Origin of the sequence: Exiguobacterium sp. s140 (assembly GCF_018617035.1) — a bacterium.
Classification (GTDB): Bacteria; Bacillota; Bacilli; order Exiguobacteriales; family Exiguobacteriaceae; genus Exiguobacterium; species Exiguobacterium profundum.
The window spans coordinates 217,615-234,872 of record NZ_JACSJK010000002.1 but is presented as its reverse complement, the minus strand read 5'-3'; the positions used below and the strand labels follow the sequence as shown (position 1 = coordinate 234,872).

General features: G+C 49.4%; 21 protein-coding genes. 2 read left to right on the top strand and 19 right to left on the bottom strand.

Annotation, left to right across the window (positions count from 1 at the left end; all coding sequences use genetic code 11):
- The first annotated feature begins 19 nt into the window (after positions 1 to 19).
- The gene (locus tag KNO61_RS09305; RefSeq protein WP_214810911.1) at positions 20 to 805 is read left to right on the top strand and encodes an alpha/beta hydrolase; all 786 of its coding nucleotides are present in this window, start codon (positions 20 to 22) and stop codon (positions 803 to 805) included.
- Positions 806 to 858: 53 nt separating this feature from the next.
- Here KNO61_RS09305 and KNO61_RS09300 read toward each other — a convergent pair whose 3' ends face one another.
- From KNO61_RS09300 to rho, 10 genes are all read right to left on the bottom strand, one after another.
- Positions 859 to 1,401 carry a TIGR01440 family protein gene (locus KNO61_RS09300; protein ID WP_371816074.1) on the bottom strand — a complete coding sequence of 181 codons (543 nt, stop codon included), beginning with the start codon at positions 1,399 to 1,401 and terminating at the stop codon, positions 859 to 861.
- A complete protein-coding gene (gene rpiB, locus KNO61_RS09295; RefSeq protein ID WP_214686018.1) occupies positions 1,398 to 1,838 on the bottom strand; it encodes a ribose 5-phosphate isomerase B in 441 nt (146 codons plus the stop codon). The genes KNO61_RS09300 and rpiB overlap by 4 nt, the downstream gene beginning before the upstream one ends.
- Positions 1,839 to 1,842: 4 nt before the next feature.
- Positions 1,843 to 2,343, bottom strand: coding sequence for a low molecular weight protein arginine phosphatase (locus KNO61_RS09290; protein WP_012727381.1), 501 nt, complete (start codon positions 2,341 to 2,343; stop codon positions 1,843 to 1,845).
- Between the two features lie 21 nt (positions 2,344 to 2,364).
- Entirely contained in the window at positions 2,365 to 3,375 is a 1,011-nt protein-coding gene (locus KNO61_RS09285) for an L-threonylcarbamoyladenylate synthase (RefSeq protein WP_214686016.1), read from the bottom strand.
- Positions 3,356 to 4,213: a peptide chain release factor N(5)-glutamine methyltransferase gene (prmC, locus tag KNO61_RS09280; protein ID WP_214730675.1), complete on the bottom strand. Its 858-nt coding sequence runs from the start codon at positions 4,211 to 4,213 to the stop codon at positions 3,356 to 3,358. The genes KNO61_RS09285 and prmC overlap by 20 nt, the downstream gene beginning before the upstream one ends.
- Entirely contained in the window at positions 4,213 to 5,283 is a 1,071-nt protein-coding gene (gene prfA, locus KNO61_RS09275; RefSeq protein ID WP_031422224.1) for a peptide chain release factor 1, read from the bottom strand. The genes prmC and prfA overlap by 1 nt, the downstream gene beginning before the upstream one ends.
- 83 nt (positions 5,284 to 5,366) lie before the next feature.
- Complete coding sequence (locus KNO61_RS09270; RefSeq protein WP_214686014.1) at positions 5,367 to 5,978, bottom strand: thymidine kinase; 612 nt, start codon at positions 5,976 to 5,978, stop codon at positions 5,367 to 5,369.
- Positions 5,979 to 6,084: 106 nt separating this feature from the next.
- Positions 6,085 to 7,308: a cation:proton antiporter gene (locus tag KNO61_RS09265; RefSeq protein WP_214873041.1), complete on the bottom strand. Its 1,224-nt coding sequence runs from the start codon at positions 7,306 to 7,308 to the stop codon at positions 6,085 to 6,087.
- Positions 7,309 to 7,407: 99 nt separating this feature from the next.
- Positions 7,408 to 7,650: a type B 50S ribosomal protein L31 gene (locus tag KNO61_RS09260; RefSeq protein WP_012727387.1), complete on the bottom strand. Its 243-nt coding sequence runs from the start codon at positions 7,648 to 7,650 to the stop codon at positions 7,408 to 7,410.
- A gap of 82 nt (positions 7,651 to 7,732) precedes the next feature.
- A complete protein-coding gene (gene rho / locus KNO61_RS09255; RefSeq protein WP_078147673.1) occupies positions 7,733 to 9,070 on the bottom strand; it encodes a transcription termination factor Rho in 1,338 nt (445 codons plus the stop codon).
- Between the two features lie 382 nt (positions 9,071 to 9,452).
- Between rho and KNO61_RS09250 the strand changes: the two genes are divergently transcribed.
- Complete coding sequence (locus KNO61_RS09250; protein WP_214687566.1) at positions 9,453 to 10,148, top strand: C40 family peptidase; 696 nt, start codon at positions 9,453 to 9,455, stop codon at positions 10,146 to 10,148.
- Positions 10,149 to 10,187: 39 nt separating this feature from the next.
- Here the strand turns inward: KNO61_RS09250 and KNO61_RS09245 are convergent, their stop codons facing one another.
- The 9 genes from KNO61_RS09245 to fba form a co-directional block, all read right to left on the bottom strand.
- Complete coding sequence (locus tag KNO61_RS09245; protein ID WP_214687568.1) at positions 10,188 to 10,673, bottom strand: DUF421 domain-containing protein; 486 nt, start codon at positions 10,671 to 10,673, stop codon at positions 10,188 to 10,190.
- Between the two features lie 12 nt (positions 10,674 to 10,685).
- Positions 10,686 to 11,456, bottom strand: coding sequence for an ABC transporter permease (locus KNO61_RS09240; protein ID WP_214758145.1), 771 nt, complete (start codon positions 11,454 to 11,456; stop codon positions 10,686 to 10,688).
- Positions 11,446 to 11,778, bottom strand: coding sequence for an ATP-binding protein DrrA1-3 family domain-containing protein (locus KNO61_RS17245; protein ID WP_251028324.1), 333 nt, complete (start codon positions 11,776 to 11,778; stop codon positions 11,446 to 11,448). Before KNO61_RS17245 ends, KNO61_RS09240 begins: the two co-directional genes overlap by 11 nt.
- Positions 11,779 to 11,807: 29 nt before the next feature.
- Positions 11,808 to 12,368, bottom strand: a complete 561-nt coding sequence (locus KNO61_RS17240) for an ABC transporter ATP-binding protein (RefSeq protein WP_251028323.1) — start codon at positions 12,366 to 12,368, stop codon at positions 11,808 to 11,810.
- 87 nt (positions 12,369 to 12,455) lie between these two features.
- Positions 12,456 to 13,427: a class II fructose-bisphosphatase gene (gene glpX, locus KNO61_RS09230; RefSeq protein WP_012727392.1), complete on the bottom strand. Its 972-nt coding sequence runs from the start codon at positions 13,425 to 13,427 to the stop codon at positions 12,456 to 12,458.
- Between the two features lie 14 nt (positions 13,428 to 13,441).
- Entirely contained in the window at positions 13,442 to 14,698 is a 1,257-nt protein-coding gene (gene murA, locus KNO61_RS09225) for a UDP-N-acetylglucosamine 1-carboxyvinyltransferase (protein ID WP_214758142.1), read from the bottom strand.
- Between the two features lie 27 nt (positions 14,699 to 14,725).
- A complete protein-coding gene (gene fsa / locus KNO61_RS09220; RefSeq protein WP_214758140.1) occupies positions 14,726 to 15,376 on the bottom strand; it encodes a fructose-6-phosphate aldolase in 651 nt (216 codons plus the stop codon).
- A 74-nt stretch (positions 15,377 to 15,450) separates the two neighbouring features.
- Positions 15,451 to 16,137, bottom strand: a complete 687-nt coding sequence (locus tag KNO61_RS09215) for a hypothetical protein (RefSeq protein ID WP_214873039.1) — start codon at positions 16,135 to 16,137, stop codon at positions 15,451 to 15,453.
- Positions 16,138 to 16,376: 239 nt separating this feature from the next.
- Complete coding sequence (gene fba / locus KNO61_RS09210; RefSeq protein WP_012727395.1) at positions 16,377 to 17,231, bottom strand: class II fructose-1,6-bisphosphate aldolase; 855 nt, start codon at positions 17,229 to 17,231, stop codon at positions 16,377 to 16,379.
- Positions 17,232 to 17,258 lie beyond the last annotated feature (27 nt).

Here is a 17,258-nt window from a genome sequence, read left to right as displayed (position 1 = left end):
AACTGTGAGGAGGCCACTTATGATTGAGACAAAAGAACTGACGATCACACCGTTCGAACGGACACGAACGGTCCGAATTTACACACCTGTCGACTATGAGACGTCCGAAAAACGATATCCGGTCCTCTACATGCACGATGGACAGAACTGCTTTGCTGACGAGGATGCGAGCTACAACATGAGCTGGCGCGTCGGTGAATATTTAGACGCCTCGAAGCGTGACTTGATTGTCGTCGCCCTCGATAGTGCACCAGGCGAACAACGCCTCGATGAGTATGGACCATGGGAAAACCCTTATATCGGGGAGAGCTTGCTCGGTCGTGACATCGTGCTCGGCGGGCAAGGTTCCGCCTATATCGAATACATCGCGCAGGAATTGAAACCTCAAATCGATGCCGACTATCGGACGATCCCGGAAGCGACAGCGATGATGGGGAGTTCGATGGGTGGACTCATCTCGGTGTATGCCGCCTGTGTGTATCCAGACATCTTCAAGCGCGTCGCTTCCCTGTCCTCTGCATTTTGGTTCAACCAAACCGAGCTGGAACAATTGATTGAGGCGAGCGATTTGAAGGGAGTGGAACGTCTTTACTTGGACGTCGGCGCCAAAGAGGTCGAAGAGCCGATCGAAAATGGACCGACGAACGAGATGTATCGTGAGTCGAGCGAACGCGTGTACAACTTGTTAAAAGACAAGGTCGAACACATCCGATTCGAAGTGATTGAAGAAGGAGTTCACAACGAGCTCGCCTGGCGTGAGCGTTTCCCGATGGTCATCTCCTATCTTTTTGGAGAAGATTTATAATTTGAACAAAAAAGCATCGCATTCGGTCGAAAAACCTAAATGCGATGCTTTCTTCATTTATTTGGATACTGAGCCCGTGGCCCACCAATCAGTTTCGGTCTCGTGACTGCGAACGTGACGTACGCTTCGCCGAGATGCTTCGATGATAACCGAACCGGTATCGCGACCGGCTTCAAATGCATCCCAATTAATGTCGAGCCGATATCAATCCCGGCATCTGCTTGAATCGATTCGACGACACATGGCTCCTCGAAGTTCGCATACGCCTTCTCGGACATCGCCCCGCCCGCCGATCGGACCGGGACGACCGACACTTCTGTGAGACCGAACTGTTTGAGTGTCCGGCGCTCAACGGTGAGGGCACGATTGATATGCTCACACCCTTGAAACGCCAAATGGACACCTGTCTTTTCTCTAAATTCAAGGAATGCTTCCATCAATTCGCTTGCGACATCAATGGAACCTGCCTTCCCAATCGTTTTTCCGAGCACTTCACTTGTCGAGCATCCGATGACGAGAATGCGCTCATCATTCAACGGGAACCGTTCGTGAAGCTCCGTTAATAATCCGAGAAGTTCCGTCTTCATCGGGCTCACTTCGATTCGTAAGCTCTCATCTTGTCGACACGGTTTGAATGGCGACCGCCTTCAAAGTCCGTATCGAGCCACGTCGTTACCAAGTCGAGCGCAAGACCAGGTCCGATGACACGCTCGCCCATCGTCATGATGTTCGAGTCGTTGTGCTGACGTGTCGCTTTCGCGCTGAATGAGTCATGGACGAGTGCGGCACGAATTCCTTTGACTTTGTTTGCCGCAATCCCGATTCCGATTCCCGTACCACAAATCAAAATCCCACGATCGAACTCTCCTGCCGCTACCGCTTCTGCGACCGGGATGGCCACGTCTGGGTAATCGATTGAGTCTGCCGAGTGCGTCCCGAAATCTTTATACTCATGTCCGAGTTCCTCAAGCAAGGCTACGATTTCTTTTTTCAAGTTGAAGCCGCCATGATCGGCGCCAATTGCAATTTTCATTCGTTCATTCCCCCGTCTTCTTTGGTAGGCGTCTCGGTGGTTTCGTCACCTTTGACCCGTCATTCGTTAATTTTAACACAAGTCGATTCACGAGTGGTTCGAGTTCGTTTCGCACTTGGCGATACACATTCATCGAACCACCAAACGGGTCGTTGATGTCTCGCTCGAGCCCCGTCACGAATTCATAGAGCGTATACGTCCGCTCCGACAAATCCGGGTATGTATCCCGAATTTGCTCACGGTGCGCGCGTGTCATCGTCAAGATGATATCCGCCCAATTCCCTAACACCTCATCGAACGTCTGGGTGACATGATCGAGCTCAATCCCACGTTCTCTGAGAACTTGCAGTGCATTTTCAGAAGCATCGAATCCTTGCATCGTCCGTAGACCGGCTGAGCGAATATCAAACTCGTCCCCGGTCATCTTCGAACGGAGCAAGGCCATCGCCATCGGGCTTCGGCACGTGTTGCCACTACATATGAATAATACGCGTTTCATTGACATCGCGTGTCCTCCTCTATGTCTTTAGGCATCTTTCGTCGGGTGCACAACCTTTCCGCCCGCCGCTTTGTATAAACGGTTATAGACGGCTAATGCGACTCCGACCGGTTCAATCGTGTTCACATAAATCTCATCCACGTCTGTTTCATCAAATCGACGAAGCGCATCGTATAAGCGTTGTGCCGCCACTTCCATCGAGGTCCCAAGTGAATGCGTGACCTCAGCCGGTGTCGGGTTTTCGTCGAAGACGAGGGCACCGATTCGCAACCCCGCTTGCTTCCGTTCCTCGATGACACGCTCCAGATCTTCACGTGTGCCATCGACTAAAAAAACAGGTGCTGTCGGAGCATAGTGCGTGTATTTCATTCCCGGCGATCGTGGCGCGGCTTCATCGTTACTCAAATTGGCATCTAAGGCGACCGGTCCGATGACGGCTTCCATTTCTTCTCGCGTCACACCACCTGGTCGTAAAATCGTTACCGTGTCACCCGTACAATCCACAACGGTTGACTCGACTCCGATTCCGGTAGGACCTCCATCCACGATTCCTGCGATTCGTCCGTCCAAGTCATCCGCGACGTGTTGAGCGGTCGTCGGCGACGGTCGTCCGGAACGATTCGCACTCGGAGCCGCAAGTCCTAACCCTGACTTGCGAATCAACTCGAGTGCTGCCGGATGGTTCGGCATCCGGAGCCCGATGGAATCGAGGCCCGCGGTCACGAGCGAAGAAGCTCGTCCGTTTGAAGGCAAGATGATCGTCAAAGCGCCTGGCCAAAACGCATCCATCAAGCGTTTGGCAACAGGAGGAATCGAATCGACAAACAAACTCGTTTGTTCGATTGAAGCGATATGGACGATGAGCGGGTTATCCGACGGACGACCTTTTGCCTCAAAAATCTTTCGAATTGCCACATCGTTCATGGCATCTCCAGCGAGACCATAGACGGTTTCTGTCGGCATGGCGATGATTTCACCCGCTTGAAGAAGACGTACCCCCTCTTCAATCTCATTCGAATTAATCCATTTCGTTTCCATACGCAATCCCTTCCCTTACGGCATAGACGATACGGTCCTTGCCGTTTATATCTTTTAAAATACCCGTTTCTGCTTCAGGATAACGTTCAGACAGTAATGATTTCACATCTTGTCCTTGGTTATACCCGATTTCAAACGCAATCAAATGCCAATCGGCACGTAAGACGCGCACCGAATCCGCAATCAATTGCCGATACATGTCGAGCCCATCTTTCCCTCCAAAGAGGGCAAGATGCGGTTCGTAGCCGACGACCGTCTCATCCAACAATTCATCCGCCTCGATATAGGGCGGATTTGATACGAGGACGCGAATCGAGTGGTCCGCAATCGGGGCGAGCCCGTCGCCTTCATAAAATCGTACATTCGCACCAAGAGCGGTCGCATTCCGCTTTGCAACCGTTATTGCTTCCGGAGAAATATCAACGGTTTGCACGCGTACTCCGAGCTCAAGGCTCAACGTGATTGCGATTGCTCCGCTTCCCGTTCCGACATCGACAATCTCATCATCCTTCACGTGACGAAGTTGCCCAAGTACCCAATCAATCAATTCTTCCGTTTCTGGTCTCGGAATCAACACGTCCCGGTTCACTTCAAACGAACGCCCGTAAAAGGGAGCATGTCCGATCACGTGCTGTACCGGTTCTCCCATCAGTAAACGCTCGATTCCCGCCTCGAAACGTGCCGCTTCATCTGAGGACAATTCATCCGACAAACGAACGAGGAGACCCGTGCGGTCGACTTGTAGCACATGCATGAACCACCACTCGGCAGCCGCACGATCGCGCCCAGCTTCAACTAGCCGTTCTTCCGTCTGTTTAAGTAGCGCGGCAATCCGCATCATTCCGCATCCTCCATCAGACGTGCCTGTTCGTCCATGATGAGTGCGTCGATAATATCTTCGAGTTCGCCTGCTAGGACACGGTCCAACTTCTGAAGGGTCAAGCCGATCCGATGATCTGTGACACGACTTTGCGGGAAGTTATACGTGCGAATCCGTTCGGAACGGTCACCTGTTCCGACAGCCGATTTACGCTGTGCCGATAATTCTTCCATATGTTCGCTTTGCATCTTGTCATAGAGACGTGCCCGAAGGACTTTCATCGCCTTGTCTTTATTTTTATGTTGCGACTTCTCATCCTGGCACGATACGACGAGTCCTGACGGGATGTGTGTCAAACGGACAGCCGATTGCGTCGTGTTGACCGATTGCCCCCCTGGACCAGATGAAGTGAACGTATCGACCCGTACGTCCTTCATATCGATGTGCACTTCAACATCCTCCGCCTCTGGGAGAACGGCTACCGTTGCTGTGGACGTATGGATTCGTCCGCCCGATTCCGTCGACGGGACCCGTTGCACACGATGGGCTCCGTTCTCAAACTTGAGCTTTGAATAGGCGCCTGCCCCGTTAATCATGAACGTCACTTCTTTAAATCCACCGAGTTCGGTATAGTTCGCGTCAATCAGTTCCACTTTCCAATTTTGACGTTCAGCAAATCGCGTATACATCTTATACAAATCTCCCGCAAAGAGCGCCGCTTCGTCTCCGCCTGCCGCCCCTCGGACTTCGACGATGACGTTCTTGTCATCGTTCGGGTCTTTTGGAAGCAATAAAATCCGCAGTTTCGCCTCTAGCTCTTTGACTTCTGGCTCGAGGAGGTTCATCTCTTCTTTTGCCAATTCACGCATATCGGCGTCGAGCGTTCGGTCTTCAAGCATCGATTTCGCTTCCTTGAACGCCTGACTTGTCTCTTTATACTGACGATACATCTGTACCGTCTCTTCTAGTTGTGCCTGCTCTTTCGAATATTGTCTCAACTTCGTCGAGTCACTGAGCACCTCAGGATCGGCGAGCATTTCATTCAATTGCATGTAACGATCTTCTAATACACTTAAACGGTCAAACATGATGATCCGTCCTTTCTCCGTCAAATCAAACTCTATCTATTATAGCAAAAAAAACGGACCGCCGAGGGCGGTCCGTCGATTCATCAGTCTACCACAGTATGGCGGACCGGATGTGGTTTATTCGGTACATCATGACAATGTCGGCATCGTGGTTCGTAAGACTCGGAAGCCCCGACCAAGATGACCGGGTCCTCATACCGAGCCGGCTGCCCGTCAATCAGACGCTGTGTCCGTGAAGCAGGCGCGCCGCATGACAAACAGATTGCCTGTAGTTTCGTCACAAACTCCGCGCGTGACAACAGTTCAGGCATCATCGTGAACGGTTCGCCCCGAAAGTCCATGTCGAGCCCGGCGCAGATGACGCGTTTGTCTTCGTTCGCAAGTTGTTCGATGACGTCCACAATTCCCTCATCAAAGAATTGTACCTCATCAATCGCGATGACCTGTGTTTCTTCACGTACAGCATCATATAAGTCTTGGCTCGATACGATCGGCACGGCCACGACCGAGTTCCCTGTGTGTGAGACGACGTTCTCTTCATGATACCGGTCGTCGATTGCTGGTTTGAACACTTGGACCGGAATCTTTCCATAATGAGCACGGCGGACTCGGCGAATCAATTCCTCCGACTTCCCCGAAAACATACTCCCACAAATCACTTCAATCCAACCATATCGGTTCGTCACATGCATCATTGTTCTTCGCCCTCTCCATCGATAATCGCTTTCCGATTATACCTATCTTTCGAGTTGAGGAAAAGGGTTGACTTCTCCTAAATGTTGATTGAAAGAACTCCGTCCTTTATTCATCAGCGTTCGCCTCTTTTTGTTCATCGATTAATTTCAATTTTCGCGCGAGCGGTCGAATCGTGAGACCGTGCAATGTAACGGAAATGAAGACGAGACCGAGTGTGAGCGGCAACATTTGCTTCGCATCGTCAATCCCAAGATGCGCGACTTCTTCAGCAAAGAATCCAGCGACCGTCATCGCGACAATCCCGCGCGGCGCAATCCAGCCGATGAATCCTCGTTCCGCCAGCGGCAAACCTCCACCGATGGTCGACAAGTAAATCGCAACTGGGCGAACCAAGAAGAGAATGCCCGCAATCGTCAAGAGGAGTGGCCATTGGAAAATGTTCAACAGCTCGGCCCGGGACAGAGATGCCGTCAACAAGATGAAGACAGACGAGATGAGTAAGATGGAAATATCCTTTTTGAATGATTGCAGTTCTTCGATGATTTCTTCATCCCGATGCTTCGTATTGGCCATCGTCATCCCCATCGCCGTAACGGCGAGCAGCCCGACTTCATGCATCATAAGCTCACTGAGTGAGAATAAGACGAGGACAGCCGTCAACGTAACCGAGGCACGGAGATAGCGAGGTACTTTTTCTGCCACAAACCATCCCATCAAGAGATGACCGAACAAGTAACCGAGTCCAATCCCTAAAATACAGGCACCTGCAAAGAGGAGTTGCATCCATAAATCCATACCTTCGTATACGATGTTTCCGAGTCGAACGACGAAGAGTCCGAGTAATGCTCCGACAGGATCGACAATGATGCCTTCCCACTTCAAAATCGCTCCGACCCGATCTTTCAAATGTGCCTGACGTAACAACGGAATGACGACAGTCGGACCCGTCACGACGAAGAGCGCCCCCATCGTCCAGGCAACGACCCAATGTAATCCTCCAACATATTGAATAAGTAGCGACATCCCGACAAACGAGAGCGCGACTCCAATCGTGACAATGCGGACAATCGACCGTCGGAACTGATTGATTTCGCTAAAATGAAGCCCAAGACTTCCTTCAAATAAGATGATGGCGACCGCAAACGAAATGATCGGACTATATAAATCCCCAAATAATTCACGCGGGTCGAACAGCCCGAGGATTGGACCGGCCAATACTCCAGCGAGCGTCATAATGATGATTGCTGGGATTTGATAACGCCATGCCAACCATTGGGACATGATGCCGACCCCGATCAACAAGCTGATACTAATGAGTATAAATTCCATAACAACCCCCTCACGACAGTCTTTCGTCTCTTTACCCGTGTCGATGCAACAAAAAACCGCCAAGGGCAATCCCTAGGCGGTGAGCATACAACTTTACGATTAACGTTGGTATTTCTTGTTGAAGCGCTCGATACGACCATCTGCAGATGCGAATTTCTGGCGACCTGTGTAGAACGGGTGCGAATCAGAAGATACATCGACACGGATGAGTGGGTACTCGTTTCCATCTTCCATCGTGATTGTCTCGTTAGAGTAACGAGTTGAACCAGTGATGAATTTGAATTCTGTCGTCGAGTCCATGAATACGACTTTACGGTATTCTGGGTGGATTCCTTGTTTCATTGCTTTTCAACTCCTTCGGCCCTAAGTATTCTTTCAACCTAGAGAAAGTTCACTAGAATATAATATCACCCTACTATAGGTTTTACAAGTCTGTTTTCGTTTTTTTCACCGGTCGTCTTTTTTTCTTATCCGCCTCTAGCGCAGCAAAAAAGTCGAGGTTTGTTTTCGTCTCACGGACGCGGCGTAAGAACTGTTCGATGAAGTCTGGAGACTCGTTCATCGTACGACGAATTGTCCAGAGCGAATCGAGTTCGTCCTTCCCGAGTAGCAACTCTTCTTTCCGTGTTCCCGAGCGACGAATATCGATTGCAGGGAAGATCCTGCGCTCTGCCAATTTCCGGTCCAGATGCAGTTCCATGTTCCCTGTTCCTTTGAACTCTTCATAGATGACGTCGTCCATTCGTGATCCGGTATCGACGAGCGCTGTCGCGAGGATCGTCAAGCTACCTCCATCCTCGATATTCCGTGCCGCTCCGAAGAACTTTTTCGGTTTGTGGAACGCCGCCGGGTCAATCCCCCCCGAGAGTGTCCGTCCGCTCGGTGGAACAGACAGGTTGTACGCACGCGTCAAGCGTGTGATGGAATCGAGTAGGATGACCACGTCTTTCTTATGTTCCACGAGACGCATCGCGCGTTCGAGAACGAGTTCTGAAATACGCGCATGGTTTTCCGGCGTCTCATCAAAAGTCGAGAACGCCACGTCCGCATCCGGTACAGAGCGTTGAATATCCGTCACTTCCTCTGGTCGTTCATCGATTAGAAGAATGATTAATTCGACGTTCGGATGATTCGTCGTGATCGAGTTGGCAATTTCTTTTAAAAGCGACGTTTTCCCCGCTTTTGGTGGTGCCACAATCAACCCGCGTTGGCCAAACCCTACTGGTGCGATCATATCCATGACACGAACCGAAAGATGGGTCGGCTCTGTCTCGAGCACCATCTGTTGTTCTGGATAAATCGGTGTCAATGCCGGGAAATAATCACGCGAACGCGTCGAGTCCGTCGACTCTCCATTGACCGCTTCAACACTCAACAAACCTTGGAACCGTTCATTCTCCTTCGGTTTACGGACCTTTCCTGTGACAAGGTCCCCGTTTCGAAGATTAAAGCGACGAATTTGCGATGCGGCGATATAGATGTCTTCGGAAGATTGAGAATAGTTGATTGGTCGGAGGAATCCAAATCCGCCATCATTTTGAGACTGTGGATTCGGTGGGATGATCTCTAAAATACCTTCGAGGAAGTATAAATCTTTTGATTCAGCCTGTGATTTCAAAATACGGAACATGAGCTCACGCTTACGCGCTTCTCGAAAGTTCGGTACTTTGACTTCTTTGGCAATTTCATATAATTCTTTCAACGTCTTCGTTTCAAGCTCACGAAGTGTATAGTTCTTTGTCGGTTCTGTCTGTTGACTCATTCAAGTCACCTATCTTTCTACATTTCATTACAAGAAGCATTCAACTTGATTCATTTGTTCTGCCATCATCTAACCATATTTTGCCCGTGCCGTCACCGTGCAAAATTCACCTCTTGTTCAATCGTTTCCCTCTTGTACAAATCCTTACACAGTAAAAGATCGTTTTGTAACAAAATAAGTGCTATATCCACATATTGTTTCATTTTTGTTACAAGAAACTGCTTTTTTGACTTGCGATTGAAAAATGCTATCGGTCTTGCGCATGATATAGTTTATTTGCACAGGAAACCGGGTATATCCCGCAGCTTGTGCTCTACCATAAAAATTACTCGATTTGTCATATACGAATGTCTTGATTTTAAAAAACGGAGGGATTTATACAATGTTAAAGCGTATTGCATCAATCGTCGTCGCTGCCACTGTCGCTTTCTCGGGTCTTATGTTCTCAACAGGTGAACAAGCAGAAGCCGCTACCGGTACATTTGCTTACTCGAAAGTAAACGGTTTGAACATCCGTACTGCCCCGTCACTTACGTCATCGAAAGTCGTCGCGAAAATGGATAAAGGTCAACGCTATACATACCTTGGTAAATCCGGTTCGTTCTACAAAATCAACTACAAAGGCACACACCGTTACATCTCAGCATCTTCAACGTTCACGTACTTGAAAGCGAACACGTCGACATCAACAACGGTCTCAACGTCATCTTCAAGCAAACGTTCGAAACTCGTCGCTGAGTCGAAGAAATATCTCGGAACACCGTATCGCTATGGTGGAACAACAACTTCAGGGTTTGACTGCTCAGGATATACTGGTCACGTGTACAAGAAAGCAATCGGAAAAACACTTCCACGTTCTTCACGTCAGCAATACTCAAGCGCAAAGAAAATCTCGAAATCATCGATCCAAGCGGGTGACCTCGTCTTCTTCTCACATTCAGGCGGAACGATTCAACACGTCGGAATGGCACTTAGCAAAACACAAATGATCAGCTCAGAAACAGGCGGCGTGAAATACGCGAGCTTCACTTCTGGATACTGGGCACCACGCTATGTAGGCGCTGGATCATATCTCTAATACAATATCACGACTCGGTTCATCGGAACCGAGTCGTTTTTATTTGTTCACATGTTCCATTACATGACGAGAGTCTTTCAAAACAGAAAACGTTCCATCCGTTTCTATGATTACTGCTTCGACTTGTCCTAGAGGAGTGCCACTTGATCGAATCGCTTGAATGACCTCTATCTCTAGAATTCGTTCTTTCTTTAGATGTTCTCTCAAATAATCTCCTTTATAAAACAGTAGAGTTGGTTCTGATTTAATCATTTGATTCACAATGGAGAATCGCTTAGATAGTTTCGCTAATATATATTGTAAGACGATTAGTGTACCGAATGCAGTGAGTCCAGCCAATAAAGAGGTTTGTTGACTAGTCAAGGTCGTTGCCAAAATAGAACCAAGTGCAACCGTCACAATAAAATCAAATGCATTCATTTTTGCCAATGTACGCTTACCAGAAACACGCAACATGATAATGATTGAAATATATGCTCCAATACCTGTTAACATGATCCGAATCATCGTTGATAGTTCCTGCATCAAACTCCTCCTTTATTTTTGCTTCAACGCTCCTCTCGCGTTTGTTGCCGCAAAGACAATCATGAGTATACTCATCGTACCCGCGACTGCGAGTCCTGCCGAGAGTGCTCCCCAATCAATCTCAGGTTGAGTCAGAACCGCTCGCATCCCTTCAAAGATATAGGTCGTCGGATTGAAGGTTGCTGCCACTTTCAACCATTCGGCTTCAATCAATTCTTTCGGAACGAACGTCGTCGACAGGAAAATCAAAGGAAAGAACAACAATGTCCCTGCCTGGGCCGCTTGAGCGTTTCGTGTCTTCAAGGCGACACCTACTGAATATCCTGCGAAACCAAGTCCAAATCCAATGGTGAGCAGTACTGTGAAGAAGAAACCGATTGCCCCGACTGGAATCGTGAGACCGAGAAGAAATGCGACTGCAAAGATGAGTAGCGTTTGAACGAGCAATTGCAACATCCCCGCAATCATCGGTCCGAGCACAATCGCGGTACGCGTCGCCGGTGTCAACAAGAGCCGTGCGAAATAGCCACTCTCAATATCTCGGACAAGCGCCTGACCTGTGCCTCCCGCTCCCCCGACTGCGCCTGAAACAATGGAAACGGGTAAGATGAAGTTCAAATAATCGCTCCCTTCGAACTGAGGCAACGAGGCCACGCTCGACAAGCCGCTTGTATACACGAGTAAAAAGAAGACAGAGATGATTAAGTTCGGAATAAATGAGAACGGATTTCGGATGGTCGTCACCAAACTCCGTTTCGTGAATAGCCGTGTCTCAGTCCACACGAATCTCGCCTCCTTCGTATGACTCGCCCGTCACTTTCAAGAACACATCATCAAGCGACGGTTGTTTGACAGTCAATCGCTCAGGTTGTAGCCCTTGTTCATCTAACGAACGAACAATCTCAGTCAACGTCACGTCACGTAGCTCAAACGATACATGTGTGCCGTTCGGAGTTGTATGAAATCTTGTCGCGGCAAGAGTCGCTTCCGATTCCGAAACAAAGTCCATCGCGATCGTTTCACCACCGACTAGCTGTTTCAATTCCTCGGCCGTTCCTTCACTCACAATCTTCCCATGGTTGATGATGGCAATCCGGTCCGCCAACTCATCGGCTTCCTCTAAGTATTGGGTCGTTAAAAAATCGTCGTCCCAAATTCCTCATCCAATCGACGTACTTCATTCCATATCTCGATTCGGCTTGTCGGATCGAGTCCTGTCGGTTCGTCTAAAAACAAGACCGTCGGACGATGGACGAGCGTGAGAGCCAAGTCGAGACGTCGCCGCATCCCACTGGAATAGGTGCCACTCCGGCGATCGGCCGCATCCGTCAGTGAAACGACTTCGAGTAACTCACTCGCTCGACGTTGCGCCTCTTTATTCGACATCTTAAACAAACGCCCTTGTAAGACAAGGAGCTCTCGTCCCGTCAGCACTTTATCAATCCCTGTTTCTTGTAAGGCGACCCCAATCGATAATCGGACATCTTTTTCTTGTTTGACGACATCGAATCCATTGACTCGTGCCGCTCCAGATGTCGGTCTCACGAGTGTCGTCAACATTTGCACCGTCGTCGATTTACCGGCACCGTTCGGACCTAAAAACGCAAAGATTTCTCCTTCTTTCACAGTAAATGACACGTCATCGACAGCTGGAACATCCTTGAATGTCTTGACGAGTCCTTCTACTTGAATCATCACACCCACCTCCTGACTACCCATTCCCGTTTTCTGACGCTTTCACCACAAAAAAGTCGTGGACGTTTGCACATCCACGACTTCTGATTATTCTGGTTTCATGACCATTTTTGGTTTTTTCGTAAGCGAGTGGTTCCCTTCGACGAAACGAACGGTTCCGGATTTGGCACGCATGACAACCGAATGGGTCTGTCCACCTTGTGACGTGAATTGGACTCCACGTAACAGCTCTCCATCTGTGACACCGGTCGCTGCAAAGATACAATCTTCACCTTTCACCAAATCATTGAGGAGAAGGATTCGATCCGTATCTTCGATTCCCATGTCATGGCAACGTTGTTTCTGCGCTTCGTCTTCTGGGAGTAAACGTCCTTGGAAGTCTCCACCCAAACACTTCATCGCCACAGCCGCGATGACACCTTCTGGCGCCCCACCTGAACCGAGAAGCAAATCGACACCCGTTTTCGGGAAAGCGGTATTGATGGCCGCGGCGACATCCCCGTCCGGAATCAATTTGATTCGCGCACCGGTCGCGCGGACACGTTGAATGGTTTCTTCGTGACGATCCCGATGTAAAATCGTGACGACGACATCTTCCACGTTTTTCTTCTTCGCTTTCGCCACGATTTCGATGTTCTCTTCAATCGAATTGTCGAGACTCACGAGTCCCGCCGCTTCCGGTCCGACTGCGATTTTATCCATATACATATCCGGTGCATGAAGAAGATCGCCTGCATCCGCGACCGCGAGAACCGCAAGGGCTCCCCACGTCCCTGTCGCTACGATGTTCGTTCCTTCTAACGGGTCGACGGCGACATCGAGACGAGAGCCATAGCCATTCCCGACTTTTTCGCCGATGTATAGCATCGGGGCTTCATCCATCTCCCCTTCACCGATAACAACAATCCCTTTCATCGGAATCGTGTCAAACACGTCGCGCATGGCGGTCGTTGCCGCATCATCCGCTTCGACTTTTAATCCTCGTCCCATCCAACGGGCTGAAGCAAGCGCCGCCGCTTCTGTCACCCGAACCAGTTCCATCGATAAACTTCGTTCCACCCGAAATCTCCCCTTTATACCTCGGTATGTTCCTCCACCCAAACGAGCGCACCGAGTTGTTTTAATTTGCCGACAAAGTCGACATACGAATCATTCAGTCGTTCTGCATGCAGTAGTGTCGATTCTCCAGATGCTTGGAGCGCCGACAGCACCAGGGCCGCAGCACTCCGTGCATCGGTACATTCCATCTCTGCGTTCGCCAGTTGATTCCCGCCACGAATGACAGCCGACGCATCTTCCAAAGTGATTTGCGCATTCATCCGGCGCATCTCAGCGATGTGTCGGAATCGTTGCGCATACAATTTATCGGTAACGACACTCGTTCCGGCCGCTTTTAGTAAGGCTGCCGTCATCACCGGTTGCAAGTCGCTCGGATACCCCGAGTAATGAAACACACGAATGTCTGTTGGCATGAATTGGTTCGCCGTCACGGTAATTGACTCTTCACCGACCTCAACGTCTGCTCCGAAGTCCAACAGTTTTTGGATGACTCCTTCCAGGTGTGTCGGAATGACCGGTTGAACGGTCACGTGACCGGATACGGCACCGAACATCATGAACGTTCCGGCCTCGAGGCGATCCGGAATCAGTGTGTGCGTACAACCGTGGAGTCGCTCCACCCCTTTGATTCGAATCTCATCCGTTCCGGCCCCACTCACATGTGCCCCCATCGATGTGAGCATCGTAGCCACATCGACGACTTCCGGGTCGCAGGCCGCGTTTTCGATGACTGTCGTCCCTGTCGCCAGAACAGCCGCAAGCATCGCACTCACGGTTGCCCCAAACGACCGCAAGTCCAAGTAAATTCGATTCCCGACAAGTTCATCGACCCAGACATGGTAGAGACCTAATTCATTCTCGACGTGAATGCCAAGACGTTCCAACGCTTTCAAATGTAAGTCAATCGGTCGTGGACCAATCGCATATCCTCCAGGTAATCCAACCGCCCCTTTTCCGAAGCGAGCCGCGAAGACCCCGAGTAAATAGACAGCGGCACGGACTTTACGCGTCTCAGAACCGAGGAGGGGCATGGCGACTGCTTCATTCGAATGAATCGTCATTCGTTCGCCATCCCGCTCTACTCGTACCCCTAATTCTTTCAACAAATTGACCATCACTTCCACATCTTCAATCATCGGAACGTTTTCAATCGTCACCGACTCCTCCGTGAGAAGTGCAGCCACAAGGCAAGGGAGAGCGCTCTGTTTCGCTCCGCTAATCTCGACGGTTCCTTCTAGTTTTTGCTGCCCAACGATATGGAGAAATTCCACGCTGATCAAAACCTTTCTACGACGGACTTATTTGGATTGAGCGTTGTTCCAATCCGCTAAGAACTGCTCAATGCCTTTGTCTGTGAGCGGATGTTTCATCATTTGTTCGATGACTTTGTAAGGGACTGTCGCAATGTCAGCCCCGAGAAGTGCAGCTTTTGTCACGTGAACCGGGTGACGCACAGATGCTGCGATAATTTCTGTCTCGATGCCATGGATTGCAAAGATGTTGGCAATGGTCTCCACTAAATCGAGCCCATCTTGTCCGATGTCATCCAAGCGTCCGATGAATGGAGAAACGTATGATGCTCCGGCGCGCGCCGCAAGTAACGCTTGGTTGGCGTTAAAGATGAGCGTGACATTCGTCTTGATCCCAAGCTCCTTGAACTGTTTTACCGCTTCCATCCCCGCTGGTGTCATCGGTACCTTTACCGTAATATTCGGCGCGATGGCGGAAAGTTCCTTTCCTTCTTCCACCATACCCGGCGCATCAAGTGCAATAACTTCGGCGCTGACCGAGAGATCCCCGACGATCTCACAGATTTCACGAAGTCTTGTATGGAAATCGACACCTTCTTTGGCGACGAGCGATGGATTCGTCGTCACGCCTCCAATGACGCCCATTTGATGAGCTTTTTTAATGTCTTCCACATTTGCTGTGTCAATGAAAAAACGCATATGTGCCTCCTCCTTAATTTGTGATCGCTTACAATCTCTATTATGAGGAAAGTCATGTCGAATTGCTATACCCTTTACGTCAACGATGCGATTGCAAGCATCGATCCTGCGACAAGGCCAATCCCAGCGAGCGTCCCGAAAAATGACCATTTCATAATTTTACTTTGCTTCACATAGTATGCTTGGTGTGGTCCTTCTTTCAAACGTTCCAATCCGTGGGTTTCAATCCAATTCGTTGCTGCCGTCTGCTCATCTGCCACAAGGTCGCCGGTGTAGACAAATGGAACGATTTCTTCCGGACGACTCAACCGTTCAAATCGCTCACGTCGTGTCGAGATATTCGCACCAATCCAATACAATTCTTTTGGTGTGTAAAATAGCGGAATTCCCTGCTCATGGAAAGATTTTATCCATTGATCAAAGGCAACCAGATCACGTTGATCGAACAAGATTTCCATGGCATCATCTTTTGTCATAATCGATAGCATCGGAGTGTACTCTACCGTAGGCCGACCAATCCGAACCGTCGGAGACGGCTGTGTCTTTCGGACAATCGCCGGGAAGAAGACGATTTGTCGAATCGCTGAGATTGGAAATGATTGCTCGACCGACTCGCCCGGTTCATGCCGATACGTCACACCCTCGATGCTCGTTGCGGTCATTTCGTATCTAGAGTGATTCCGTTCTTTCCAAAATAAACGACGGAATGTGTTCGTAAACCAATACACCCCAAACCCACCGATGGCGACTAAGACTAACAATGGAATAAGCCAAAGGTACCGGATAATAATAAATTAAAATGAGTGGGGCGGCGGCTAATGCTAAAGAAAGACCAATCAACACGACTGCTCCATATACATAAAAGATCCGCCAAAACAATTCTGTCGGTCGCTCGTTATAAATCACAAAGACTCCCCCTTTTTTCACCATATATGTATACGTTCCCTAAATCATCAAAAAAAGGCTGACTCTTTTGTAGAGTCAGCCTTTCAGGACAGGATTAAGCTTGGTTGCTTGAACCAAACTCACGCATCTTGCCAGTAACGACGTTATAAATCGCTTCGATACCAGGTCCGATAATTTTACGTGGGTCATATACTTTTGCATCAGCAGCAACTTTCTCACGTACCGCACGAGTCCATTCTTGTTGGCACTCTGTGTTAACGTTGATCTTGCTGTGGCCGAGCTCGATTGCTTTTTTGATTTGGTGCTCAGGAATACCTGATCCGCCGTGAAGAACGAGTGGAGTTTGTGTCGCGTTTGCGATTTCTTCCATCTCTTTGAAGCCAAGTTTCGGCTCACCTTGGTATTCACCGTGTACAGAACCGAGTGCTGCAGCAAGTGCATCCACTTTCGCTTCTTTGACAACACGTACACACTCGTCGAGGTCAGCGTATTGTACGCCACCGATAACGCCGTCTTCTTCACCGCCAACTGTACCGACTTCCGCCTCAACAGAAGCACCTTTAGCGTGCGCGTACTCGACAACTTGTTTCGTCATTTCGATGTTTTCATCGATCGGGTGGTGTGAACCGTCGATCATGACTGACGTGAAACCAGCGTCGATCGCTGCTTTACACTTATCGAATGAAGAACCGTGGTCAAGGTGGATTGCAACTGGAACAGTGATGTTGTAGTCGTGCATAAGACCTTCAACCATTTTGACAACTGTCGTGAAGCCACCCATGTACTTCGCTGCACCTTCTGATACACCGAGGATTACTGGTGATTTCTCGTCTTCCGCAGCGCGAAGAATCGCTTGCGTCCACTCGAGGTTGTTGATGTTGAATTGGCCGACTGCATACTTACCTTCGAATGCTTTGTTAAGCATTTCTGTCATTGATACTAATGGCATAATGACATCCTCCTGTCTGTTCGCTAT